Origin of the sequence: Pseudomonas medicaginis, assembly GCF_965119365.1 — a bacterium.
Lineage (GTDB): Bacteria > Pseudomonadota > Gammaproteobacteria > Pseudomonadales > Pseudomonadaceae > Aquipseudomonas.
Genome location: NZ_OZ221631.1, coordinates 1247024 through 1272901 on the forward strand (window position 1 = coordinate 1247024; position 25878 = coordinate 1272901).

The following is a 25878-nucleotide window of genomic DNA, read 5'->3' on the forward strand; positions in this document are numbered from 1 at the left end:
ATTTCCTTTATCCAGCCGGGCTTATGACGGTCGCAGACCGCGTTCCAGCCAGAGGCGGCTGGCCAGTGTCACCAGGCCGTCGAGCAGCAGCGCCAGCAGGGCGGTGCAGGCCGCGCCGAGCAAAAGCTGCGGCTGGTTGTTCAAGGCGATGCCGGGGAAGATCAGGCTGCCAAGGCTGTTGGCACCGATCAGGAACGCCAGGGGCGCGGTGCCGACGTTGATCGCCAGGGCCACGCGCACGCCACCGACGATGATCGGCACGGCGTTGGGCAACTCGACTTTCCACAGCACCTGGCGTGGGGTCATGCCGATGCCGACGGCGGCTTCCTTGAGAGAGCCCTGGACATTTTTCAGGCCTTCGTAGGTGTTGCGCACGATGGGCAACAGCGAGGCGAGGAACAGGGCGAAGATGGCGGGCCCGCTGCCGATGCCCAGGATGCCCAGGGCGATGGCCAGCACGGCCAGGGGCGGTACGGTATTGCCGATGTTGAACACTTGCATGAAGCGTTCGGCGCGCCCGGCCATGCCGGGGCGGCTGAGGGCGATGCCGGCGGGGATGCCGACAATCAAGGCCGCCAGCATGGAGGCCAATACAAGCATCAGGTGCGCTTGCAGGTAGAACAGCAGATCGTCGTGGTAGCGTTGGATCGTATCGATGCCGATCCAGTGGACCAACAGGGCCAGGAGCGCGACGACGACCGCACCCCCGATAAGCCCTTTGCCATAGCGGATAGCCACAGGCGGACTCCTTTGTCTTTCAGTCGGCGCACGCTTCCCCTGGCGGCAAACCATCACGGGTTGCCGAGAAAACGTTCGCGAGAAGCAGCTCTTTTCGAGGCCGGTAAAACGGCCATTGAATCGAGCCATGAGCGCAGCCTCGTCAGGCTAACTTGCTGATTTTCCAGACCCTGACGGTTGCTCGCAGCAGGGGGGTGGACGTCTCCACGCGGCAAAAGGTTCCCATGCAGGGCAGCATTTGGCCACCCTTGATATGCTCAACGGTTCGGTTCCTGGCGCAAGTTGAGCTATAATCGCCGCCCTTTTTTGAATCACCTGCCAGGCGATTTCCCATGACCAAACAGGCCGCCGAAGTCGCGAAACGCCGCACTTTCGCCATTATTTCCCACCCCGATGCCGGTAAGACCACCATCACCGAGAAGCTCTTGCTGATGGGCAAGGCGATTGCGGTCGCCGGCACGGTGAAATCTCGCAAGTCCGACCGCCATGCCACCTCCGACTGGATGGAAATGGAAAAACAACGGGGTATCTCCATTACCACGTCGGTCATGCAGTTCCCGTATCGCGATCACATGATCAACCTGCTCGACACCCCGGGCCACGAAGACTTCTCCGAAGACACCTACCGTACCCTGACCGCGGTGGACTCGGCGCTGATGGTCCTCGACGGCGGCAAGGGCGTCGAGCCACGGACCATCGCGCTGATGGACGTCTGCCGTCTGCGGGACACGCCGATCGTCAGCTTCATCAACAAGCTCGACCGCGACATCCGTGACCCGATCGAACTGCTCGACGAGATCGAGGCGGTCCTGAAGATCAAGGCGGCGCCGATCACCTGGCCGATCGGTTGCTACCGCGACTTCAAGGGCGTGTACCACCTGGCCGACGACTACATCATTGTCTACACCGCCGGTCACGGGCACGAGCGCACCGAAGTCAAGATCATCGAGAAACTCGATTCCGACGAAGCGCGCGCGCACCTGGGCGATGAGTACGATCGTTTCGTCGAGCAACTGGAGCTGGTGCAGGGCGCCTGCCATGAGTTCAACCAGCAGGAGTTCCTCGACGGCCAGCTGACCCCGGTGTTCTTCGGGACCGCCCTGGGCAACTTCGGCGTGGACCATGTGCTCGACGCGGTGGTCGACTGGGCCCCACGCCCGCTGCCACGGGTCGCCAACGAACGCACCGTGGAGCCGGTGGAAGAGAAGTTCTCGGGCTTCGTGTTCAAGATCCAGGCGAACATGGACCCCAAGCACCGCGACCGCATCGCCTTCATGCGCATCTGCTCCGGCAAGTACGAAAAAGGCATGAAGATGCGCCACGTGCGCACCGGCAAGGACGTGCGCATCGGCGACGCCTTGACGTTCTTCTCCTCGGAGCGCGAGCAACTGGAAGAAGCCTTCGCCGGTGACATCATCGGTTTGCACAACCACGGCACCATCCAGATCGGCGACACCTTCAGCGAAGGCGAGACCCTGGGCTTCACCGGTATCCCGCACTTCGCCCCGGAACTGTTCCGCCGCGTACGCCTGAAGGACCCGCTCAAGTCCAAGCAACTGCGCCAGGGCCTCCAGCAACTGGCCGAAGAGGGCGCCACCCAGGTGTTCTTCCCGGAGCGCAGCAACGACATCATCCTCGGCGCCGTCGGTGTGCTGCAGTTCGACGTCGTCGCCAGCCGTTTGAAAGAGGAATACAAGGTCGAGTGCTCCTACGAGCCGATCACCGTGTACTCCGCCCGCTGGGTTGAGTGCGGCGACAAGAAAAAGCTCGAGGAATTTTCCAACAAGGCCGTGGAAAACCTCGCGCTCGACGGCGGTGGTCACCTGACCTACCTGGCCCCGACCCGGGTCAACCTGGCGCTGATGGAAGAGCGCTGGCCGGATGTGAAATTCCGCGCGACCCGTGAGCATCATTAAGCGCTGAGATGAAAAATCAAAACCCCCGTTGCGAAAGCTTCGGGGGTTTTTTATGGCTTGTCCCGTGTCCTGAACATAAATAACTCACTGTGGGAGCGGGCTTGCTCGCGAAAGCGGCGGGTCAGCTTGCCTGGATGTTGGATGTGCCGGCCTCTTCGCGGGCAAGCCCGCTCCCACAGTGGATCTTCAGTGGGCCAGAAACGGGTGTTCGGCACAGGTCCGTCTGTGGGAGCGAGCCTGCTCGCGAAAGCGGTGGGTCAGCTTGCCTGGATGTTGGATGTGCCGGCCTCTTCGCGAGCAAGCCTTGCCTCTACACTTGGGCGTTAGTTGGTTTGGAGATAAGCCTTATTCGAAACCAATCTGTCGGGCGGCGGTATTTATGGTGGTTTGGGAGCGTCTTATCTGGTGAACCGGCCTGTTCAGAACTAGATTTTCTTGAGCGCCGTCGGGCCCCCGGCTTTATCCGGAAAAGAAGGAAATGGCTATGAATAAGCTGCTACGCATGATGTTTTTGCTGAAGGTGTTGGTGATGCTGTCCTTGGGTTCCACGGCTGCGTGGGCCGAATGCGATGAGCATGAGCAGCACGCGTCGAGTGGGCAGATGGGACAGGGGGAGTTGATGCTTGCTGCGGCCGATTCGGATGCTGATGATCCAGACGATGGCGAGGACGATGATGGTTCGCCAGTCGATCCGCCGGATGGTGATGAGGATGAAGAGGGCGATAGCCAGACGTAGATTCCTGACCTGAAGAAAACCCCTCCAGCCCCAACTGAGACTCAGTCGGGGCTGGAGGGTTTTTTTATCGCAGGTACCGCCTGTTACGCCGCGCCATCGAGGAACTGCTCAGCGTAATGACACGCCACCAGGCGGTTATCGAGTGGACGCAACGCCGGTTCTTCGGTCTTGCAGCGCTCGGTCGCGTACGGGCAGCGCTTGTGGAAGGCGCAGCCGGGCGGCGGGTTGAGCGGGTTGGGCAGTTCGCCGACGATCTTGATCTTCGGCTTGTTCGGGTCCGGGTGGATGGTTGGGGTGGCCGACAGCAGCGCCTGGGTGTACGGGTGCAGTGGGCGGCTGTAGATGTTTTCGTTGGGCCCCATTTCCACCGGACGACCGAGGTACATCACCATCACGTCATCGGCCACGTGCTGGACCACCGCCAGGTTGTGGGAGATGAACACGTAGGCGGTGTTGAATTCCTGCTGCAAATCCATGAACAGGTTCAGCACCTGGGCCTGGATCGACACGTCCAGCGCTGACGTCGGTTCGTCCGCCACCAGCACCTTGGGTTGCAGCATCATGGCGCGGGCGAGGGCGATGCGCTGGCGCTGGCCGCCGGAGAACATGTGCGGGTAGCGCTGGTAATGCTCGGGGCGCAAACCCACCTGCTTCATCATCGCCTGGACTTTTTCCCGCCGCTCGGTGGCCGACAGGCTGGTGTTGATCAGCAGCGGTTCGGCCAGTTGATCACCGATTTTCTGCCGTGGATTGAGAGAGGCATAAGGGCTCTGGAACACCATCTGCACGTCTTTGCGCAGTTGCTTGCGTTCGGCCTTGTTGGCGCCGGCGACTTCCTGGCCGGCGATCTTCAGGGAGCCGGAGGACGGCTCTTCGATCAGCGTCAGGGCCCGGGCCAGGGTGGATTTGCCGCAACCGGATTCGCCCACCACGGCGAGGGTCTTGCCGGCTTCCAGTTCGAACGACACACCGTTGAGGGCGCGCACGGTCGCATGGCCCTTGAACATGCCACGGGACACTTCGTAATGACGGGTCAGGTCACGGGCGGTAAGTACGACGGCCATCACGCCACCTCCTGGTTCAACGGGTAGAAGCAGCGGGCGAGGCTGTTGGATTTCGGGTCAAGGGCCGGGCGTTGCTGACGGCAGTTGTCCTGCACGTACGGGCAACGCGGCGACAGCAGGCAGCCTTGCGGCCGGTCATAGCGACCGGGCACGATGCCCGGCAAGGTCGCCAGGCGCTCGGCACCCATGCTGTGCTCCGGTATCGCCGCCAGCAGCGCTTCGCTGTAGGGGTGAGCCGGGATGTCGAACAGCTCCGGCACCTGGCCCACTTCCACGGCCTGGCCGGCGTACATCACGCACACGCGCTGGGCGGTCTCGGCCACCACGGCCAGGTCGTGGGTGATCAGCACCAGGCCCATGTCCTGCTCTTTTTGCAGGGCCAGCAGCAGGTCCATGATCTGCGCCTGGATGGTCACGTCCAGGGCGGTGGTCGGTTCGTCGGCGATCAGCAGTTTTGGCTCGCCGGCAATCGCCATGGCAATCGCCACGCGCTGGCTCATGCCGCCGGACAGTTGGTGCGGGTAGGCGTCCATGCGGCTGGCGGCGCCGGGGATCTCGACTTTTTCCAGCAGTTCGATGGCGCGCTTGCGGGCGGCCTTGCCGGACATCTTCAGGTGCAGGCGCAGCACTTCTTCGATCTGGAAACCCACGGTGTAGCTGGGGTTGAGCGCGGTCATCGGGTCCTGGAAGACCATCGCCAGGTCCTTGCCGACGATCTGCCGGCGCTGGCGGTTGCTCAGCTTGAGCATGTTCTTGCCGTCGAAGTTCAGTGCGTCGGCGGTGACGATGCCGGGGTGCTCGATCAGGCCCATCAGCGCCATCATGGTCACGGATTTACCCGAGCCCGATTCGCCGACGATGGCCAGGACTTCGCCTTTTTCCACGCTCAGGTCCAGGCCATCGACCACCGGCACGGCGGTGGCGTCGCCGAAGCGGACGTTGAGATTCTTGATTTCTAGCAGTGACATGGGAATCTCCTCAGGCGGCATTCTTGAGTTTCGGGTCCAGCGCATCGCGCAGACCGTCGCCCATCAGGTTGATTGCCAGCACGCTGAGCAAAATGGTCAAGCCGGGCAGGCTCACGACCCACCAGGCGCGTTCGATGTAGTCCCGGGCCGAGGCCAGCATGGTGCCCCACTCCGGGGTGGGCGGTTGCACGCCGAGGCCGAGGAAGCCCAGGGCGGCGGCGTCGAGGATCGCCGAGGAAAAGCTCAGGGTCGCCTGGACGATCAGCGGTGCCATGCAGTTGGGCAGCACGGTGATGAACATCAGGCGCGGCAGGCCGGCACCGGCCAGGCGGGCGGCGGTCACGTAGTCGCGGTTCAGTTCGCCCATCACGGCGGCACGGGTCAGGCGCACGTAGGACGGCAGCGACACGATGGCGATCGCGATCACGGTGTTGATCAGGCCTGGGCCGAGGATGGCGACGATTGCCACGGCCAGCAGCAGCGAAGGCAAGGCGAGCATGATGTCCATCAGGCGCATGATGGTCGGGCCGAGAATGCGCGGGAAGAAGCCGGCGAACAGCCCCAGCAGGATGCCCGGGATCAACGACATCACCACCGACGACAAACCGATCAGCAGCGACAGGCGCGAACCCTGGATCAGGCGCGACAGCAAATCGCGGCCCAGTTCATCGGTGCCCAGCAGGAACTGGATCTGCCCGCCTTCGAGCCACACCGGCGGCGTCAACAGGAAATCACGGTATTGCTCGCTCGGGTCGTGAGGCGCGACCCACGGGGCGAAGATCGCGCAGAACACGATCAGCGTCATGAACAGCAGCCCGGCCACGGCGCCCTTGTTACGGGAAAACGCCTGCCAGAATTCTTTGTACGGGGACGGGTACAGCAGGCTTTGATCGACTGCTACCGCGGTAGTTGGAGTACTCATGGTTTTGATCTCAGCGCTGGTGACGGATGCGTGGGTTGGCAAAGCCGTAGAGGATGTCCACGACGAAGTTGACCAGAATCACCAGGCAGGCGATTAACAGGATGCCGTTCTGCACCACGGGATAGTCCCGGGCACCGATGGCTTCGATCAGCCACTTGCCGATGCCCGGCCAGGAGAAGATCGTTTCGGTCAGGACCGCACCGGCCAGCAGCGTGCCGACTTGCAGGCCGACCACGGTCAGCACCGGGATCAGTGCGTTGCGCAGGCCATGCACGAACACCACCCGCGACGGCGACAGGCCCTTGGCCTTGGCGGTGCGGATGTAATCCTCGCGCAGCACTTCTAGCATCGAAGAACGGGTCATGCGGGCGATCACCGCCAGCGGGATGGTGCCCAGCACGATGGCCGGCAGGATCAGGTGATGCAGTGCATCGAGGAACGCGCCCGGCTCGTCAGCCAGCAGCGTGTCGATCAACATGAAACCGGTTTTCGGCTCGATGTCGTAGAGCAGGTCGATCCGCCCCGACACCGGCGTCCAGCCCAGGGACACCGAGAAGAACATGATCAGGATCAGGCCCCACCAGAAGATCGGCATCGAATACCCCGCCAGGGAGATGCCCATCACCCCATGGTCGAACAGGGATCCTCGCTTAAGGGCCGCGATCACCCCGGCCAGCAGGCCCAGGATACCGGCGAACAACAGCGCGGCCATGGACAGTTCCAGGGTCGCGGGAAACAGGGAGCTGAACTCGGTCCATACGCTTTCACGGGTACGCAGCGATTCGCCGAGGTCGCCGTGGGCCAGTTTACCGATGTAGTCCAAGTACTGGGCATACAGCGGTTTATTGAGGCCAAGGCGTTCCATTGCCTGTGCATGCATTTCGGGATCGACCCGACGTTCGCCCATCATCACTTCCACGGGGTCGCCGGGGATCATGCGAATCAACGCGAAGGTCAGCAAGGTGATGCCGAAGAACGTGGGGATCAGTAATCCCAGTCGGCGGGCAATAAAACTAAACATCTTCAGGTGTACCTCATCAGCCGGTTAGGCATGTCCGGCACCCCTTCGATCAGGGGATACCGGACGCTTTCTTATCTACTTCACCTGGGTGGTGGCGAAGTTGTTGGTGGTGAGCGGGCTAATCACATAGCCCTCTACGTTGTTGCGCATTGCGGTGAACATGCGGGTGTGGGCCATGGTGATCCATGGCTGGTCCTGGTTGAAAAGCACCTGGGCCTGTTCATAGAGCTTGGTGCGCTCCTCGGGGTTCACTGTGGCGCGGGCCTGGTCGATCAGTGCCTGGAATTTCTCGTTGCACCACCGCGCGTAGTTTTCGCCGTTCTTGGCGGCCTCGCAACTGAGCATAGGCGTCAGGAAGTTATCCGGGTCGCCGTTGTCGCCCGCCCATCCGGCGGACACCATGTCGTGCTCGCCGTTTTTCGCGCGCTTGAGCATTTCGCCCCATTCCATGACGCGGATGTCGACCTTGATCCCGACTTTCGCCAGGTCGGACTGCATCATCTGCGCGCCGAGCATCGGGTTGGGGTTGGTCGGGCCGCCGCCGTTGCGGGTGAACAGGGTGAACACGGTGCCTTCCGGCACGCCGGCCTCCTTGAGCAGTTGGCGAGCCTTGTCCAGGTCGCGGGGCGGGTTTTTCAGGTCGTGGTTGAAGCCCAGCAGGGTTGGCGGGTACGGGTTGACCGCCACGGTGGCGTTGCCCTTGCCGAACAGCGCGTTCACGTAGGCTTCCTTGTCGAAGGCCAGGTCAATGGCTTTGCGCACCCGCACGTCGCTCATGTATTTGTGGCTGGTATTCATGGCGGTGTAGGAGACGGTCATCGCGTCCAGCTCGGCGACCTTCAGGTTCGGGTCTTTCTTGATGCCAGGGATGTCATCGGGTTTGGGGTACAGCGCGATCTGGCACTCGTTGGTCTTGAGTTTCTGCATGCGCACGTTGTTGTCGGTGGCGATGGCCAGTACCAGCGCATCGGCCGGCGGTTTGCCACGGAAGTAGTCCGGGTTGGCCTTGAAGCGAACCTGGGCGTCCTTGTTGTAGCGCTGGAAGACGAACGGGCCGGTGCCGACTGGCTTGCTGTTGAGGTCGCCGGTCTTGCCGGCTTTTAGCAGTTGGTCGGCGTATTCGGCCGGGTAGATCGACGAGAAGGCCATGGCGATGTCGGCCAGGAACGGCGCTTCGCGGCGGGTCAGGCTGAACTTGACTGTGTGCTCGTCGACTTTTTCCACGCTTTTGAGCAGCTCTTTGAAGCCCATGCTTTCAAAGTAGGGGAAGCCCACGCTCGACAGCTTGTGCCACGGATGATTCGGGTCCAGCTGGCGCTGGAAGCTCCAGACCACGTCGTCGGCGTTCATGTCGCGGGTCGGCTTGAAGTAATCGGTGGTGTGGAACTTGACGCCTTTGCGCAGGTGGAACGTGTACGTCAGGCCATCGTCACTGATGTCCCAGGATTCGGCCAGGGCCGGAATCACCTCGGTGGTGCCGGGCTTGAAATCGGCCAGGCGATTGAAAATGGTTTCCGCCACGGCGTCGGCAGTGACTGCAGTCGTGTACTGGACCATGTCGAAGCCTTCCGGGCTGGCTTCTGTGCAAACCACCAGGGGTTTGGCCGAGGCGCCAACGGCGACACTCAGCAGCGCGGCGGCGATGGCGGCGCGTAGGGGAGTCATGTTCATCGTCAATCCTCTGCAATCGGGTCAATGGCAAAAGACCGGGCGGACGACCTTGTGAGTCGACCGCCCGGTGGCAGTTTAGAGAATGTTGAATGGGATGGTGGTGACCAGGCGGAACTCGTTGATGCTGCCGTCGAGCTGGTTGCGGCTGGAGCGGTGCTCAGTGTATGTGGCACGAATCGCCGTGGCCTTCAATGGACCGCTCTGCACCGCGTAGGAAGCGCCCACGCCGGTTTCGTAGTGATTCTCATCGTTCAGGCCGCGAACGTCATAGGCGGTGCCGGTGTAATGGGTGCCATCGATGCCCCAACCGCGAGCACGGTAAATGTTGAACTTCAGCCCCGGTACGCCGTATTCCGCCATGTTGATGCCGTAGGCGATCTGGAAGGATTTTTCGTTCGGGCCGTTGAAGTCAGACAGCAGGGAGTTGGCCAGGTAGATGCCGTTGGTCTCGTGCAGGTAGTCGAAGTATTCGTTACCGTTCACGGCCTGGTAGGAGAAGGTCAGGCTATGGGCCTGATGGGTCAGGCCCAGCGACAGGGAGAAGGTGTCGTTGTCGATCTCACCCATCTCTTTTTTGCCTTCGTCCACGGTCTTGTAATAGTTCAAGCCGGTGGTCAACGCTAACACTGAAGCGTCTCCCAGTTCGTGGGTGGCGCCGAAATAGTACTGGTTCCAGAAGTCTTCGACCTTAGAGGCGTACAGACTGGTCTTCAGGCTCTCAAGCGGCTGATAGTTCAGGCCGACGACGCTGACCTTGTCGGTTTCGGCCTTGTTGTCGGTGTACTCGGAGCGGAATTTCGACAGGCTCTGTTCGGTACGCGGCGATACGCGATCAAACACGCCGGCATCGAACGACAGATTGCTGAACTCTTCGCTATGCAGGCTCACACCTTCGAAGCTTGAGGGCAGTGCGCGGTTGCCGATGACATCGACAATTGGCGTGCTGAAGTTTTGGCGTCCGGCGGTCAGGGTGGTGTTGGATACACGGGCCTTGATGTTGGCCAGGCCCAGTTTGCTCCACTGGTCCACGGCATCGCCGTTGTTCTCCGCCAGCGTACGGTTGCCGCCGTTGGCAATGTCTTTGCGGCTACGGTCCAGCACCACCGCGTTGTAAGCCGCGACTTCGGTGCTGAAACCTACGGTGCCCTGAGTGAACCCCGAGGTGTAGTTGACAATAGTGCCCTGCACCCAGTTGATGCGGCGATCGGTGGGACGTGTCTCACCGTGTTTCTGATAGCTGAAGTTACCTCGCTTGAGGAGTTCATTGGCGTACCAGTTGCGCGTGGTGCCCCCCAGGCTTTGGCCATCGAGAAAACCCTTGGCTTCGGATTGGGCGCTGGTGCTTGCCAGTTCGGTCGGTACGAAAGCCTGGCTTTGCTGCTCTGCATAGGCCGTCGCGGTAACGCTGCTGATGGCCAGGGCCAGTAACGCGGTGCTGCTCAGTTTCATGGGGTAAAGCTCCTTTGCTTTCTTTTTGATGCCGGTCTTTTTTGGTGATACGGCTTTTGGTTTACAGCTCATTCATGCTTCGCAAACGTTTGCATGAGGCCAGATTGGCGAATTCAGGCAAAGCGCCTGCGTGAGGGCCCCTGGGGGCCCTCGCTGCATGGCTAATCGGTTATGGGTTCAGACTGACGCCCGAGAACACGTTGCGACCGAAGGGGCTGACCTTGAACCCTTCGACTTTGGCACTCAGCGGCTGGTTGACCGTCGAGTGGGCAACAGGGGTGATCGGCACTTGCTGCTTGAGCAACTGCTGGGCCTGTTTGTAGAGCACGGTGCGCTGGTCGCGGTCGGTGACGACCTTGGCTTGCTTGATCAGCTTGTCGTAGTCCTGGTCACACCACATGGAGTAGTTGTTGCCGCCAATGGCGTCGCAGCTGTACAGCGTGCCGAGCCAGTTGTCCGGGTCGCCATTGTCGCCGGTCCAACCGATCAGGCTGATGTCGTGCTCGCCGTTCTTGGTGCGCTTGATGTACTCGCCCCATTCATAGCTGACGATCTTCACCTTCAGGCCGATTTTCGCCCAGTCAGCCTGGAGCATCTCGGCCATCAGCTTGGCGTTGGGGTTGTACGGGCGCTGCACGGGCATGGCCCAGAGGGTGATTTCGGTGCCTTCCTTGACCCCGGCGGCCTTGAGCAATTCCTTGGCCTTTTCCGGGTTGTAGGGAGCGTCCTTGATGGTGTCGTCGTAGGACCATTGGGTCGGCGGCATGGCGTTGACCGCCAGTTGCCCGGCGCCCTGGTACACGGCGTTGAGAATGCCTTGCTTGTTCACCGCCATGTCCAGCGCCTGGCGCACTTCGACCTGGTCGAACGGCTTGTGGCGGGTGTTATAGGCGATGTAGCCGAGGTTGAAGCCGGGCTTCTCGATCAGTTGCAGCTTGGGGTCGTTCTTCAAGGCCGGAACGTCCGCCGGACGTGGATGCAGGGTGACCTGGCATTCGTTGGCCTTGAGTTTCTGCACCCGCACCGACGCATCGGTGTTGATGGAGAAGATCAGGTTGTTCAGCTTGACCCGTTCCGGCGCCCAGTACTGTTTGTTGGCGACGTAGCGGATGTTGGAGTCTTTCTGGTAACTCTTGAACTCGAACGGCCCGGTGCCGATCGGCTTCTGGTTGATGTCGCTCGGTTTGCCGCTCTTGAGCAACTGGTCGGCATATTCGGCCGAGAGGATCGCGGCAAAACTCATGGCGATGTTCTGGATGAACGCGGCGTCCACGCTGTTGAGGGTCATGACCACGGTCAACGGCCCCGTTTTCTCGACCTTGGCGATGTTCTTGTTCAGGCTCATGCCGTTGAAGTACGGGAACTCGGTGGGGTAGGCCTTGCGGAACGGATGCTGCGGGTCAAGCATGCGGTTGAAGGTGAACAGCACGTCATCGGCGTTGAAATCCCGGGTCGGTGTGAAGTAGTCGGTGGTGTGAAACTTCACGCCTTCGCGCAGGTGAAACGTGTACTTCAGGCCGTCTTCGGAAATGTCCCAGCGGGTCGCCAGGCCGGGGACGACATTGGTCGCGCCTTTTTCAAACTCGGCCAGGCGGTTGTACAGCGGCTCGGCGGCATCGTTGTCGGTGGCCGTGGTGTATTGCGCGGTGTCGAACCCGGCAGGACTGCCTTCGGAACAGAACACCAGGCTGCCGCCAGCGGCCTGGGCTGCGGAGGTGGCGGCCAGCAATGCGGATAAAACCAAGGTATGGCGCATGACGCTCCCTCTATCATTCGGGGTGTTCTAACAGTGAACCGGTGTCTTTCCGGGGACAGGTCCGGCGCACTGAGTTCATTCCATTGCGTAGCGATGCCGCAGGGCTGGCACGTCGCCCGGGTGCCGACGGTATGAGCCGTGGGCCGGGCGGTAAATGCGTAATGCCTGAAAGACTTGTGGGAAAAGGCGATACGTCCCAAACCAACTGCTGTGGTACGCAGTGCTTTTGGATGTAGGCGTTTTCCTAGGTCTTGGTCTCGGCAGATACAGCAACGGCGACGTTGAAAACGCCGCCGTTGCCTATCTTTATTTGCTGACGCTGACGCCGTAGAAGGAGTTCAAGCCAAAGGGGCTGATCTTGAAATCCTGCACGTTGGCGCGCATGGGTTGATACACCGTCGAGTGAGCGATAGGTGTCATTGGCACGGCATCCTTGAGGACGTGTTGTGCCTGTTTGTACAGTTCGGTGCGCTTGGACTGGTCGGTGGTGCGCTTGGCTTCCTTGACCAGACCGTCGAATTTCTTGTCGCACCATTTGGAGAAGTTGTTGCCGGCCAGCGAGTCGCAGCCGAACAGCACGTTGAGCCAGTTGTCCGGGTCACCGTTGTCACCGCTCCAGCCGATGATCATCGCCTGGTTCTCGCCGCCTTTGGAACGCTTGATGTACTCGCCCCATTCGTAGCTGACGATGTTGACGTTCAGGCCGATCTTCTTCCAGTCGGACTGCAGCATCTCGGCCATCAGCTTGGCGTTCGGGTTGTACGGCCGTTGCACCGGCATCGCCCACAGGGTGATGTTGGTGCCTTCCTTGACGCCGGCTTCCTTGAGCAGCTCCTTGGCTTTCTCAGGGTCGTACTTGGCATCCTTGATGGTGGTGTCGTAGGACCATTGGGTCGGCGGCATGGCGTTGACCGCCAGTTGGCCGGCGCCCTGGTAGACCGAGTCAATGATCTGCGGCTTGTTGACCGCCATGTCCAGCGCCTGGCGGACTTTCAGGTTGGCCAGCACGTTCGGCTCGTTGCTGCCCTTGATCTTGTCCATCACGTTATAGGCGATGTAGCCGAGGTTGAAACCCGCCTGGTCAGGCATCTTCAGTGCCTTGTCTTCCTTCAGGGCCTTGAGGTCGGCCGGGCGCGGGAAGAGGGTGATCTGGCATTCGTTTTTCTTGAGTTTCTGCATGCGCACCGACGGGTCGGTGGTGATGGCGAAGATCAGGTTGTCGATCTTCACGTCGTCAGGCTTCCAGTAGTCCTTGTTCCCGGTGTAGCGGATGTTGGAGTCTTTCTGGTAGCTCTTGAACACGAACGGGCCAGTGCCGACGGGCTTCTGGTTGATGTCGGGGGCCTTGCCTTCCTTGAGCAGCTGGGCGGCGTACTCGGCGGACTGGATCGAGGCGAAGCTCATGGCCATGTTCTGGATGAACGCGGCGTCGACGTCCTTGAGGGTGAACTTGACGGTGTGGTCGTCGACTTTATCGATCTGGGTGATGTTGGTGTCCATCCCCATGTCGGTGAAGTACGGGAATTCGGTCGGGTAGGCCTTACGGAACGGGTCGTCCTTGTTGATCATCCGATTGAAGGTGAACAGCACGTCGTCGGCGTTGAATTCGCGAGTCGGCTTGAAGTACGGGGTGGTGTGGAACTTGACGCCTTCACGCAGGTGGAAGGTGTAGGTCAGGCCGTCTTCGGAAATGTCCCACTTGGTCGCCAGGCCAGGAATCACGGCGGTGCCGCCGCGTTCGAACTGGGTCAGGCGGTTGAACATGGTTTCTGCGGAGGCGTCGAAGTCGGTTCCGGTGGTGTACTGACCAGGGTCAAAACCGGCCGGGCTCCCTTCGGAGCAGAACACCAGGTTAGTCGCAGCTTGGGCGAAGGGTGCGCTGGCTAATAAGCTTGCGCCGACTAAAAACGGAATGACCGCTTGTTTAAGCATGTTGGCCTCATGATTTGTTGTCATTTTTGGATTTGAGGGCGACCTCGTGAGTCGTCCTGCGGATACTTATGCAGGCCCCATACCCAATGCAAGATCCAGAGCGGTCGCAAGTCTGAAACAGTGGCACGAACGTACCTTAATGTCGCATTCGTGTAACTTCTGACGCAGTTGACCGTTTGCGGATGTTTTTTTGGCGTCAAAAGCGCCCCTTGCCGGTGCGTCGCGAAGCTGTGGTGCACCGGTTTGGCTCGGGTGTCACTTCGTCAAACCCACGCCGTAGAAGGGTGTCAGCCCGAATGGGCTGAGTTTGAAATCCACCACTTTCCTGTTTATTGGCTGGAATACCGTGGAGTTGGCGATGGGGGTGATCGGCACCTGTTGCTTGAGGATTTTCTGCGCTTGTTGGTACAAATCGATCCGTTTCTGGCGGTCTGTCGAGACTTTGGCCTGCTGGATCAAGCGGTCATACGCCGGGTCGCACCACTTGGCGTAGTTGCTGCCCTTGACCGCCGCACAGCTGTACAGCACCCCCAGCCAGTTGTCAGGGTCGCCGTTGTCGCCGGTCCAACCGTAGATCATTGCATCATGTTCGCCATTTTTTGCACGCTTGATGTACTCGCCCCATTCATAGCTGACGATGTTGGCCTTGATCCCGATCTTGGCCCAATCCTGCTGGATCATCTGTGCAGACATTCGCGCATTGGGATTGGAGGCGCGCTGCACCGTCATCGCCCATAAATCGATGGTTGTACCGGGCGCAACTCCGGCCTCTTTCAGTAGCGCCTTGGCCTTGGTCACGTCATGGGGCGCGTCCTGGATGGTCGGGTCGAACGACCACTGGGCCGGTGGCAAGGCGTTTTGCGCCAGTTGCCCGGCACTTTGGTAAACGGCCTTGATGATTGCCGGTTTATCGATGGCCATGTCCAGCGCCTGGCGGACCTTGAGCTGGTCCAGGGGCGGGTGCGTGACGTTGTAGGCCAGGAAACCCAGGTTGAAACCGGGTTGCTTGAGCACTTGCAGGTTCGGATCCTGCTCGATCAATTCGATGTCGGCCGGGCGTGGGTAGCCGCTGACCTGGCATTCACCGCGCTTGAGCTTTTGCAGGCGTACGGCGGCGTCCGGGGTGATGGAAAAAATCAGGTTGTCGAGTTTCACGTCCTCGGGTTTCCAGTATGCCGTGTTGCCGGCGTAGCGGATCTGCGCGTCCTTCTGGTAGCGCTTGAAGACGAACGGCCCCGTGCCGATGGGCTTCTGGTTGAGGTCGCCGGCTTTTCCTTCCTTCAACAACTGCGCCGCGTATTCGGCCGACTGCACCGACGCAAAACTCATTGCCAGGTTCTGCACGAAGGCGGCGTCGACGTTATTCAGGTTGAAGCGCACGGTGTGTTCGTCGACTTTTTCAACGCTTTTGATCGTGGTGTTCAGGCCCATGTCGGTGAAGTACGGCGACTCGGTGGGGTAGGCCTGGCGGAACGGGTGTTGCGGGTCGAGCAGGCGCTGGAAGGTGAATAGCACGTCGTCGGCGTTGAAGTCGCGGCTGGGGGTGAAGTAGTCGGTGGTGTGGAATTTCACACCTTCGCGCAGGTGGAAGGTGTAGGCCAGGCCGTCGGGGGATACGTCCCAGCGGGTGGCCAAGCCGGGTTCGACCTCGGTGCCGCCGCGCTTGAATTGGGTGAGGCGGTTGAAGACGGTTTCGGCCGAGGCGTCGAAGTCGGTGCCGCTGGTGTATTGGCTGGGGTCGAACCCGGCGGGGCTGGCTTCGGAGCAGTAGACCAGGGTGGTGGCGGCCTGGGCCATTGGGGCGCTGCTGATCAGGGCGATGGTGAGTAGAAGAGGTTTGAAGGTGATCCGGTCCATGAAATCCCTTGGGGGTGGTGAGGTTTTCAGGAGAGTAGCGTTGTGGGTGGGGGTGTTGGAAATATCGAAAAGTGAGGGGGACCGTTGGGTTTGGGTATAGCGCTTTTCGACGAGGCGGCCTGATAGCCGACCTGGCTCTTCCGGGTGTACACCCGTCAGGTCTGTGGCAGCAAAGCTTGCTTGCGAGGCGGCCTTATAGCCGACCTGGTTCTTCCGGGCGTACACCCGTCAGGTCTGTGGCAGCAAAGCTTGCTTGCGAGGCGGCCTTATAGCCGACCTGGCTCTCCCGGTCGTACTCCGATTCAATTGTGGGAGCGAGCTTGCTCGCGATGGCGGCCTGACAGCCGGCCAGGATTTTGTTGTTGACCGGGTACATATCCATTGCTGCGGTAACGGCCACTTAGGGTTCCGCCCTGACGGCGGGTCACTTTCGAAAAGCGCGAAAGTAACCAAAGCGCTTCTGCCCCACCACTTGGTGCCTCGCCTAGGCTCGGCATGCCCTCACTCCGGCATTGCTCCGTGGGCCGCCGCGAAGGGCCATCCATGGCCCAGCGCGGCTATCCCGGCATCCATGCCGGGATGCCCACTCCACAATGCCTGCGTTCGGCCGGCGTGGTTAACGGGGCGCCGAGATCAACGTCCACCGCGAGGCGGCCTTATAGCCGGCCTGGTTCTCACGGTCGTACTCCGGTCAGGTCTGTGGGAGCAAAGCTTGCTCGCGAGGCGGCCTTATAGCCGGCCTGGTTCTCACGGTCGTACTCCGGTCAGATCTGTGGGAGCAAAGCTTGCTCGCGAGGCGGCCTGATAGCCGGCCTGGTTCTCACGGTCGTACTCCGGTCAGATCTGTGGGAGCAAAGCTTGCTCGCGAGGCGGCCTTATAGCCGGCCTGGCTCTCCCAGTCGTACTCCGATTCAATTGTGGGAGCGGGCTTGCCCGCGAAGGCGGCCTGACAGCCGGCCTGGTTCTTTCGGGTGTACCCGATTCACCGGTTGAAGCAATACGCCTCCGCCTCGTCGAGCACCCATCCTGTGGCGAGGGAGCTTGGTCCCGCTGGGGCGCGAAGCGGCCCTAAAAGCAGCGACTCCATTCGTCTGACACAACGCGGCGTTTGGGTTGGGTCTGCTGCGCAGCCCAGCGGGAGCAAGCTCCCTCGCCACGGGGTTGCGGTGGGGCGGAAGGCTTCATAAATCATTCAGGTGTATCGGAAGGATCCGCTCCCCAGAACGAAAGATCCGACAAGTTTTTAAGGTTGTCCCTCGGAAGTGGGCTCTCTAACCTTTTTCTGTCGCTGCCATTCAGCGACCGGGCGTGAGAAACCCGAATAATAGGCATCCAGCCTCTGTACCTGCATAATTGCCGCCAGCTTATCCGCTGCCTGTAGTAGATGCATTATGGCGGCTGTGTGCGGGCAGGCCTCGGTCTGGCCGAGTACCTATTCTCGGATTTCTCACCCCTGCACATAGCTGCCACCACTTTGCCGAGTGAGAAACGGCAAGTGATGGTCCTCATCACTAAATAGGTACAAATCAATGGATAAGTCAGTCCCCGATCCACCCTTCAACAAAACCAATCCCCTTTCCGGCTTCGACGCCATCGAAGACCTCCTAAAAGACCGCGCCGCCGCCGAGCGCGCCCTCGATCATTACCTGAATCCAAAAAAGCCAGAGCCCAGCACCGACCCCCGTATCGACAGCCTGTTCTCCGTCACCGCCAAAGCCGACGCTGACACGCTGCTCACCAGCACCTGCGAAACCCTGGCCTCGATAAAAGCCATGGCCGAGGATCTGGCTTTCGAGGTCGAAGGCACGCGTCGGAGCGTGGCGTTGGGGATTCATCAGTTGGTGGAGTTGTGCCAACTGCTGGTGGACAAGGCGCTGGATCAGATCGAGGCGCCGGCCAGTCCGGTCGAGGCGTAGCGAGGAAGTGCCCACTTGATAAGGGCGGGCACTGTTCTGTGGCGAGGGGATTTATCCCCGCTGGGTTGCGCAGCAACCCCAAAGGCAGCGACCTCGATCATCCTGGCACACCGAGGTGTCAGGGTTGGGTCTGCTGCGCAGCCCAGCGGGGATAAATCCCCTCGCCACAAGGGTGTTTCACTGGGCTGGATGTTTCTGTCAGCCCATTCTTATTGCATCAACACCTCAACCACCCCATCCGCCGTCATCGTCACCTTGCTGGTGCCTGCCTCCACTTCCGGCGTCACGGATTCAGCATCCATGGACGCACCTTTCATCATCATCTGCGGACGCATGTAGGGTTGTGGATAACCGTTGGTGTTGAGGTTCAGGTTGACGATTTTGTAGCCCTTGCCACCCAGTGCTTCGGTGGCCAGTTGGGCGCGGGCCTTGAAGGCGTTGACGGCGTCCTTGAGCAGGGCGTCTTCGCTGCCCTGGCGGGTGGTGGTGGAGATGGAGAAGTCCATGCCGCCCATTTTCAGGTCGCCAAGCAATTCACCGGTGAGCTTGGACAGGGCGGCGAAGTCGGCGCTTTCCAGGCGCAGTTCGGCGCGTTCGCGCCAGCCGGTGATTTTCTGGCCCTTGTTGTCGTAGATCGGATAGCTGTTGCGGCTGCCCTGGCGCAGGGTGATGTCCTTGATCTGCTTGGCCTGGCCGATGGCTTTGTTCAGCGTGGTGCTGACGGCAGCGGCGAGCTTGGCCGGGTCGGTGTTCTGTTCCTCGGTGTAGAGGGTGACGATCATCAGGTCGCGGGCCACTTCCTGGCTGGCTTCGGCGCGCAGGGAGATCTGGTTGTAGTGAAGCTCGTCGGCGGCCAGGGCCGGCAGGCTGGCGACGGTGCCGAGGCTGAGGGCGAGCAGGGCGGCGGGGCGACTGAACGTGTGCATGAAAACTCCTTGGGATGATAGGCAGGGGCAAGGTCCGGACCTGCGTGAACGATAAGACTCTAGCGTTTGCGATCCGGTTCGCCCAGTTACAACTTCTATACAGATGCATAAGGCCAATGAAGATCCCTGTGGCGAGGGGATTTATCCCCGCTGGGTTGCGCAGCAACCCCAAAGGCAGCAACGCAGTTCATCTGATAGGGCGCGATGTCTGGTTTTAGGTCTGCTTCGCAGCCCAACGGGGATAAATCCCCTCGCCACACACTCAGAGGCTGTGGCGCTTTGCCGCATAGCTGCCGCTGCAACCCGCGCCTTGGTTATACTCCATGCGATTCGCCTGGAGCGCTCATCAGGAGAGCTCATGCTCGCCCCTTTGCAAATGACTTCCGCCTCTCGCCAGAACCTTTGGCGCCTGACGTTCATCCGCATCCTGGTCCTCGCGGCCCAGGCCGGTTCCGTAGGGCTCGCCTATTGGTTTGACCTGCTACCGCTGCCGTGGCTGCAACTGGCGATCACCCTCGTCTGTTCCAGCGTGCTCTGCGCGCTGACGGCGATTCGCCTGCGTGCCTCGTGGCCGGTGACCGAGCTGGAATATGCCGTGCAGCTGGCAGGCGACCTGTTTATCCACAGCGCGCTGCTGTATTTCTCCGGTGGTTCCACCAACCCCTTCGTCTCCTATTACCTGGTGCCGCTGACCATCGCCGCGGTGACCTTGCCCTGGCGGTATTCGCTGATCCTGTCCGGTATCGCCCTGGCGCTGTACACCTTGTTGCTGGCGCGCTTCTACCCACTGGAAACCTTCCCGATCGCCCGGGAGAATCTGCAGATCTACGGCATGTGGCTGAGTTTCGCCCTGGCCGCGGCGGTCATCACGTTTTTTGCCGCGCGCATGGCCGAGGAGCTGCGCCGCCAGGAAGAACTGCGGGCCATCCGCCGCGAAGAGGGCTTGCGGGACGAGCAATTGCTGGCCGTGGCGACGCAGGCCGCAGGCGCCGCCCATGAATTGGGCACACCGTTGGCGACCATGAGCGTGCTGCTCAAGGAGATGCGCCAGGACCATCACGATCCGGCGCTGCAGGACGATCTGAGCGTGCTGCAGGACCAGGTCAAACTGTGCAAGGAAACCCTGCAATACCTGGTGCGCGCCGCCGAGGCCAATCGCCGGCTGGACATCGACATGCAGGCGGTCACCTTCTGGCTCGACGATGCCCTGAACCGCTGGCACCTGATGCGTCCGGAAGCCAGTTATCGCTTCCAGTGCCTGGGCAAGGGCGTGGTGCCGCGCATGGCACCGCCGCCGGACCTGACCCAGGCGTTGTTGAACCTGCTGAACAATGCCGCCGATGCCTGCCCCGACAACCTGGAAGTGGCGTTGGATTGGAACGCTTATGAATTGACCATCAGCATTCGCGATCACGGCGCCGGTGTGCCGCTGGCGATTGCCGAGCAGATCGGCAAGCCGTTCTATACCACCAAGGGCAAAGGTTTCGGCCTGGGCCTGTTCTTGAGCAAAGCCAGCGTGACACGCGCCGGCGGCTCGGTGAAACTCTACCCTCATGAGGAAGGCGGCACGCTCACCGAGCTGCGCCTGCCCCATGCCGACCGAGGAGACGAATATGAGTGACGAGATCCAAGTCGACGGCGAAGAACTGCCGCACCTGCTGCTGGTGGACGACGACGCCACCTTCACCCGCGTCATGGCCCGGGCCATGTCCCGTCGCGGTTTTCGCGTCAGCACCGCGGGGTCTGCCGAAGAGGGCCTGACCATCGCCCAGGCCGACCTGCCGGACTACGCCGCCCTGGACCTGAAGATGGACGGCGACTCAGGGCTGGTGCTGTTGCCCAAGTTGCTGGAGCTGGACCCGGAGATGCGCGTGGTGATCCTCACCGGTTATTCGAGCATCGCCACCGCGGTCGAGGCCATCAAGCGCGGCGCCTGCAATTACCTGTGCAAACCGGCGGACGCCGATGATGTACTGGCGGCGCTGTTGTCCGAGCACGCCGACCTCGACACCTTGGTGCCGGAAAACCCCATGTCGGTGGATCGCCTGCAATGGGAGCATATCCAACGGGTGCTGACCGAGCACGAAGGCAATATCTCCGCCACCGCCCGCGCCTTGGGCATGCACCGGCGGACCTTGCAGCGCAAATTGCAAAAGCGTCCCGTGCGTCGCTGAACCTGCGCTGAACGAATGCAGTCCACCCTCGCGACACATCGGGCCGTTGCTTTATGATCGGCCCGAGTTCTTTCCCTATCGAGCCTTAACCATGAATCAGAACGCTGAATATTCCGCGGTCAATGACGCGGTGCGCGGCCAGTTTTTCCGCCGTGTCTGGCAAATGACCACGCCATACTGGCGCAGTGAGGAGAAGGGCAAGGCCTGGACGTTGTTGATCGCCGTCATCGCGCTGTCGCTGTTCAGTGTGGCTATCTCGGTGTGGATCAACAGTTGGTACAAGGATTTCTACAACGCCCTGCAAGAGAAGGACAGCGCGGCATTCTGGCGGTTGATCCTGTATTTCTGCGGCATCGCGGCGGTGGCGATCCTCGGCGCCGTCTATCGCTTGTACCTCACGCAGATGCTCACCATCCGCTGGCGGGCCTGGCTCACCGAGCAACACTTCGCCCGCTGGCTGAGCAACAAGAATTACTACCGATTGGAGCAGGGCGGCTACACCGATAACCCGGACCAGCGGATTTCCGAAGACCTCAACAGCTTCACCAGCAATACCTTGAGCCTGGGGCTGGGACTGCTGCGCACGGTGGTCAGCCTGGTGTCGTTCTCGATCATCCTGTGGGGCGTGTCCGGCAGCATCGAAGTGTTCGGCTACACGATTCCCGGCTACATGTTCTGGGCTGCGCTGGTGTATGCGGCGGTGGGCAGTTGGCTGACGCACCTGATCGGCCGACGCCTGATCGGGCTGAACAACAACCAGCAACGCTTCGAAGCCGACCTGCGTTTCTCCATGGTCCGGGTGCGTGAAAACGCCGAAAGCATTGCGCTGTACAACGGCGAACCGAACGAGAACCGCCGCCTGAGCGGACGTTTCGGCCTGGTGTGGCATAACTTCTGGGACATCATGCGGGTGTCCAAGCGCTTGACGTTCTTCACCTCCGGCTATGGCCAGATCGCGATCATCTTTCCCTTCATCGTCGCCGCGCCGCGCTACTTCGCCGGCAAGATCCAGCTGGGCGAGCTCATGCAGATCAACTCGGCGTTCGGCAATGTGCAGGAGAACTTCAGCTGGTTCATCAGCGCCTATGCCGACCTCGCCGCGTGGCGCGCCACCTGTGATCGTCTGCTGAGTTTCCGCCAGGCCATGAGCGACAACGAAGACCGTGTGCCGGCCATTGACGTACAAAACCAGGGCGATGGGTTGAAGGTTCATCACTTGGGGTTGGATCTGGCCGACGGTCGCCATCTGCTCGATAACGCCGACATGACCGTGGAACCGGGCGAGCGGGTGATGCTCAGTGGCCGTTCGGGCAGTGGTAAATCGACCCTGCTGCGGGCGATGGGGCATTTGTGGCCAGCGGGGCACGGGACGATCCAGCTTCCGGCCGCTCGTTACCTGTTCCTGCCGCAGAAGCCTTATCTACCAATTGGCAGCCTGCGTGAGGTATTGAGTTATCCACAGGCCGGCGATATCTATCCCAACGAACGTTATGCCCAGGTGCTGGAAACCTGCCGCCTGCCGCACCTGATCCCGCGGCTGGATGAGAGCAACCACTGGCAGCGCATGCTCTCGCCCGGCGAGCAGCAACGCCTGGCGTTCGCCCGCGCATTGCTTTATGCACCACAATGGTTGTACATGGACGAAGCCACGTCGGCGATGGATGAAGAGGACGAGGCGACCCTGTACCAGGCGTTGATCGACCAGTTGCCGGGCTTGAGTATTGTCAGCGTTGGCCATCGCAGCAGCTTGAAACGTTTCCATCCGCGACATGTGCGTATCGAAAATGGCCACTTGGTGGAGCAAGCTGTAGTCGCCTGATTGTCATTGCCAAACACCGTTGTGGCGAGGGGATTTATCCCCGTTGGGTGCGAAGCGCCCCTTCAAAATCAAAGGTCAACGATATTGATCTGCTGGTAGATCAAGAGGGCTGCTCCGCAGCCCAGCGGGGATAAATCCCCTCGCCACAACGGTGCATGGCGGCAAACTTTGCCAAGACCGCCAGGGAGCACGGTGATCGTACAACCACGTTGCGCTATCATGATGCGCATTCAGCCGCTTGCCGAGACACAGACACAATGGAAAACCCGATCGACGTACCACGCCTTCCCCGCAAGCGCCGCAGCCTGGCGCAGGAGCTGGTGACGGTGCTGACCGAGCAGATTCGCGACGGTCTGCTCAAGCGCGGTGATAAATTGCCCACCGAGTCGGCGATCATGGAAGCCCATGGCGTCAGCCGCACCGTGGTGCGCGAGGCGATTTCCCGGTTACAGGCGGCCGGGCAGGTGGAAACCCGCCATGGCATCGGCACCTTCGTGCTGGACACGCCCAGCCCGAGCGGTTTTCGCATCGACCCGGCCACGGTGGTCACGTTGCGCGACGTGCTGGCGATCCTGGAGTTGCGCATCAGCCTGGAAGTGGAATCCGCCGGGCTGGCGGCGCAGCGCCGCAGCGATGAACAACTGGCGGCGATGCGCGCGGCCCTCGACGCCTTGAAAGAGAGCGCCGCCCACGCCAGCGACGCGGTGGCCTCGGACTTCGCCTTCCATCTGGAAATTGCCCTGTCCACCGGTAACCGCTACTTCACCGACATCATGACCCACCTGGGCACCAGCATTATCCCGCGCACCCGGCTGAACTCGGCGCGCCTGGCCCACGACGACCACCAGCATTACATGGATCGCCTGAGCCGCGAGCACGAGGAAATCTACGAGGCCATCGCCCGCCAGGACTCCGACGCGGCCCGTGCGGCCATGCGCTTGCACCTGACCAACAGCCGCGAAAGGCTGCGCCAGGCCCATGAAGAGGCACAGGCGCAGGGTTGAAGCTCCTTCGCCATATGATTCGAACCCGATCTCAGGTAGACAACATTCGGCTTGGGCTGGCAGTTTCTGGCCTGGTATCCAAGGCCGGATACGAAACCTGTGGCGAGGGGATTTATCCCCGCTGGCCACGTAGCGCCCCCTGGATCCCAGGGCTGCTGCGCAACCCAGCGGGGATAAATCCCCTCGCCACAGGGGCGATGCTTGGTTTCGAACCACTTGTGTGCCTGTTTTCGCAGGCATTGCTCAAACATCCTACGGCTTGACCCGCACTTTCAGTGGCTTGGACGTATCGGTCCCACCGCTCTCGTAGGTAAAGGTGTAGCGCAGCTCAACCGACCGGCCGCTGAATGTTTTCAGCGTGTCGCCGGGTGCCGTCAGGGTCACGCCTTTGCGCAGTTCCGCCACCTCGAAGTCATCGGGGTGCGTTTCAGGCGTCTTGTCGATCATCATGGGTTCAAGGTTGCCCGTCCATTCCGGCGGTTTCGAGGCCGCGCCCAGGCTCAGGCGGACGGAGGAGTAGGGTGAGATGTTCGAGTCCGGGATCTGGACGGTCAACGCCTTGCCCGCCTTCGAAAGGCTGACCGTTGCCTCCCCAGTGGCCGGGTCGGTTGGAAAATCCTTGAGCGTCGGTTCTGCATACGACTTTTCCATGATGTCATTCCCCGTGAGGCAGCCTTGATCGTCGCGTACGGGCGACTCACTTAAAAGATTTAAGAAAAGGACTACGACCGGGCATGGCACGGTCACACGTGGGTTATGCCCCCCATGCCGTGACGGTGCCTACTGGCAGAGTTGACAGTGGCGATGAACGGTCCCGCTGCTGGCCGGCAAGTTTCATTCGTCTTTCAATGTCGCTGAAGGCCTCGATTTTAAAGGCTTTGCGCCAAACCCCCCGGGCCCGCCCGCCGACAAAAGACGAAATGCAGTTGACGTTCATATTTTAAGTTGTACGATGACCTACAACTTCACATGAAGCTGAACCGTTTCCAACAACACACATCATTTGCGTCCAGGGTGTTCGAATAATGAATCCACAAGAACTGAAGTCCATCCTCTCGTCTGGCCTGCTGTCGTTCCCGGTCACCGATTTCACTGCCCAAGGCGATTTCAATCGCGACAGCTACATCAAGCGCCTCGAGTGGCTGGCCCCGTATGGCGCCTCTGCGTTGTTCGCAGCGGGCGGTACCGGTGAATTCTTCTCCCTGGCCGCTAGCGAGTATTCGCAAGTCATCAAGACCGCCGTCGATACCTGCGCCACCAGCGTGCCAATCCTTGCCGGTGTCGGCGGTGCCACTCGCCAGGCCATCGAGTACGCTCAAGAAGCCGAGCGCCTGGGCGCCAAGGGCCTGTTGCTGCTGCCGCACTACCTGACCGAAGCCAGCCAGGACGGCGTTGCCGCTCACGTTGAAGCGGTGTGCAAATCGGTGAAGATCGGCGTAGTGGTGTACAACCGCAACGTCTGCCGCCTGAACGCCACTTTGCTGGAGCAACTGGCCGAGCGCTGCCCGAACCTGATCGGCTACAAGGATGGCCTGGGCGACATCGAACTGATGGTGTCGATCCGTCGTCGCCTCGGCGATCGCTTCAGCTACCTGGGCGGCCTGCCGACCGCTGAAGTCTACGCCGCTGCCTACAAGGCCCTGGGCGTGCCGGTCTACTCCTCGGCGGTGTTCAACTTCATCCCGAAAACCGCGATGGATTTCTACCACGCCATTGCCCGCGACGATCACGAGACCGTCGGCAAGATCATTGACGATTTCTTCCTGCCTTACCTGGACATCCGCAATCGCAAGGCCGGTTACGCGGTGAGTATCGTCAAGGCTGGCGCGAAGATCGTTGGCTATGATGCGGGCCCTGTGCGCACGCCGCTGACCGACCTGCTGCCAGAAGAATACGAAGCCCTGGCCGCGCTGATCGACAAGCAAGGCAAGCAGTAACAGACCCGACGAGGCCGCTGAGCAATCAGCGGCTTTTTGCGTAAGGTGTGTCCGCTCCCAGGTTCCGCGTGG

21 protein-coding genes are annotated in these 25878 nt (G+C 60.9%); 8 read left to right on the top strand and 13 right to left on the bottom strand.

What is annotated here, in order from left to right; all coding sequences use genetic code 11:
- Positions 1-21 precede the first annotated feature (21 nt).
- Entirely contained in the window at positions 22-738 is a 717-nt protein-coding gene (locus tag ACMTA2_RS05355) for an ABC transporter permease (protein WP_413794020.1), read from the bottom strand.
- Between the two features lie 332 nt (positions 739-1070).
- Between ACMTA2_RS05355 and ACMTA2_RS05360 the strand changes: the two genes are divergently transcribed.
- Both ACMTA2_RS05360 and ACMTA2_RS05365 read left to right on the top strand, forming a co-directional pair.
- Positions 1071-2654, top strand: a complete 1584-nt coding sequence (locus ACMTA2_RS05360; RefSeq protein WP_413794021.1) for a peptide chain release factor 3 — start codon at positions 1071-1073, stop codon at positions 2652-2654.
- Between the two features lie 484 nt (positions 2655-3138).
- Positions 3139-3390, top strand: a complete 252-nt coding sequence (locus ACMTA2_RS05365; protein WP_413794022.1) for a hypothetical protein — start codon at positions 3139-3141, stop codon at positions 3388-3390.
- Positions 3391-3473: 83 nt separating this feature from the next.
- Here the strand turns inward: ACMTA2_RS05365 and ACMTA2_RS05370 are convergent, their stop codons facing one another.
- From ACMTA2_RS05370 to ACMTA2_RS05415, 10 genes are all read right to left on the bottom strand, one after another.
- Positions 3474-4454: a peptide ABC transporter ATP-binding protein gene (locus ACMTA2_RS05370; RefSeq protein WP_413794023.1), complete on the bottom strand. Its 981-nt coding sequence runs from the start codon at positions 4452-4454 to the stop codon at positions 3474-3476.
- On the bottom strand, positions 4454-5422 hold the full coding sequence (locus ACMTA2_RS05375; protein WP_053118412.1) for an ABC transporter ATP-binding protein: 969 nt from the start codon (positions 5420-5422) through the stop codon (positions 4454-4456). The genes ACMTA2_RS05370 and ACMTA2_RS05375 overlap by 1 nt, the downstream gene beginning before the upstream one ends.
- A gap of 10 nt (positions 5423-5432) precedes the next feature.
- A complete protein-coding gene (locus tag ACMTA2_RS05380) occupies positions 5433-6344 on the bottom strand; it encodes an ABC transporter permease subunit (protein ID WP_413794024.1) in 912 nt (303 codons plus the stop codon).
- 10 nt (positions 6345-6354) lie between these two features.
- A complete protein-coding gene (locus tag ACMTA2_RS05385) occupies positions 6355-7365 on the bottom strand; it encodes an ABC transporter permease subunit (protein WP_030139822.1) in 1011 nt (336 codons plus the stop codon).
- Positions 7366-7440: 75 nt separating this feature from the next.
- Positions 7441-9036 (bottom strand): ABC transporter substrate-binding protein, encoded by a 1596-nt coding sequence (locus tag ACMTA2_RS05390; RefSeq protein ID WP_413794025.1) that lies wholly within the window; start codon positions 9034-9036, stop codon positions 7441-7443.
- A 75-nt stretch (positions 9037-9111) separates the two neighbouring features.
- On the bottom strand, positions 9112-10485 hold the full coding sequence (locus ACMTA2_RS05395; RefSeq protein WP_413794026.1) for an OprD family porin: 1374 nt from the start codon (positions 10483-10485) through the stop codon (positions 9112-9114).
- Between the two features lie 169 nt (positions 10486-10654).
- Positions 10655-12241: an ABC transporter substrate-binding protein gene (locus tag ACMTA2_RS05400; RefSeq protein ID WP_413794027.1), complete on the bottom strand. Its 1587-nt coding sequence runs from the start codon at positions 12239-12241 to the stop codon at positions 10655-10657.
- Between the two features lie 306 nt (positions 12242-12547).
- Positions 12548-14173, bottom strand: a complete 1626-nt coding sequence (locus ACMTA2_RS05405) for an ABC transporter substrate-binding protein (RefSeq protein WP_413794028.1) — start codon at positions 14171-14173, stop codon at positions 12548-12550.
- A 255-nt stretch (positions 14174-14428) separates the two neighbouring features.
- On the bottom strand, positions 14429-16030 hold the full coding sequence (locus tag ACMTA2_RS05410) for an ABC transporter substrate-binding protein (protein WP_413794029.1): 1602 nt from the start codon (positions 16028-16030) through the stop codon (positions 14429-14431).
- A 193-nt stretch (positions 16031-16223) separates the two neighbouring features.
- Complete coding sequence (locus ACMTA2_RS05415) at positions 16224-16430, bottom strand: hypothetical protein (RefSeq protein WP_413794030.1); 207 nt, start codon at positions 16428-16430, stop codon at positions 16224-16226.
- 1129 nt (positions 16431-17559) lie between these two features.
- Here ACMTA2_RS05415 and ACMTA2_RS05420 point away from each other — a divergent pair.
- The gene (locus tag ACMTA2_RS05420; RefSeq protein ID WP_413794031.1) at positions 17560-17946 is read left to right on the top strand and encodes a DUF6124 family protein; all 387 of its coding nucleotides are present in this window, start codon (positions 17560-17562) and stop codon (positions 17944-17946) included.
- Between the two features lie 209 nt (positions 17947-18155).
- Here the strand turns inward: ACMTA2_RS05420 and ACMTA2_RS05425 are convergent, their stop codons facing one another.
- Positions 18156-18872, bottom strand: a complete 717-nt coding sequence (locus tag ACMTA2_RS05425) for an SIMPL domain-containing protein (protein WP_413794032.1) — start codon at positions 18870-18872, stop codon at positions 18156-18158.
- 358 nt (positions 18873-19230) lie between these two features.
- Between ACMTA2_RS05425 and ACMTA2_RS05430 the strand changes: the two genes are divergently transcribed.
- The 4 genes from ACMTA2_RS05430 (at position 19231) to ACMTA2_RS05445 (ending at position 23869) form a co-directional block, all read left to right on the top strand.
- Positions 19231-20493, top strand: a complete 1263-nt coding sequence (locus tag ACMTA2_RS05430; protein ID WP_413794033.1) for an ATP-binding protein — start codon at positions 19231-19233, stop codon at positions 20491-20493.
- Entirely contained in the window at positions 20486-21046 is a 561-nt protein-coding gene (locus ACMTA2_RS05435) for a response regulator transcription factor (protein WP_003177957.1), read from the top strand. The genes ACMTA2_RS05430 and ACMTA2_RS05435 overlap by 8 nt, the downstream gene beginning before the upstream one ends.
- A gap of 91 nt (positions 21047-21137) precedes the next feature.
- On the top strand, positions 21138-22865 hold the full coding sequence (locus ACMTA2_RS05440) for an ABC transporter ATP-binding protein/permease (RefSeq protein ID WP_413794034.1): 1728 nt from the start codon (positions 21138-21140) through the stop codon (positions 22863-22865).
- A gap of 257 nt (positions 22866-23122) precedes the next feature.
- Entirely contained in the window at positions 23123-23869 is a 747-nt protein-coding gene (locus ACMTA2_RS05445) for a FadR/GntR family transcriptional regulator (RefSeq protein ID WP_413794035.1), read from the top strand.
- A 252-nt stretch (positions 23870-24121) separates the two neighbouring features.
- Here the strand turns inward: ACMTA2_RS05445 and ACMTA2_RS05450 are convergent, their stop codons facing one another.
- Positions 24122-24520, bottom strand: a complete 399-nt coding sequence (locus tag ACMTA2_RS05450) for a hypothetical protein (RefSeq protein ID WP_413794036.1) — start codon at positions 24518-24520, stop codon at positions 24122-24124.
- 374 nt (positions 24521-24894) lie between these two features.
- On the opposite strand from ACMTA2_RS05450, the gene kdgD reads away from it, so the two are divergent.
- On the top strand, positions 24895-25806 hold the full coding sequence (kdgD, locus tag ACMTA2_RS05455; protein WP_003177964.1) for a 5-dehydro-4-deoxyglucarate dehydratase: 912 nt from the start codon (positions 24895-24897) through the stop codon (positions 25804-25806).
- Positions 25807-25878: the final 72 nt, after the last annotated feature.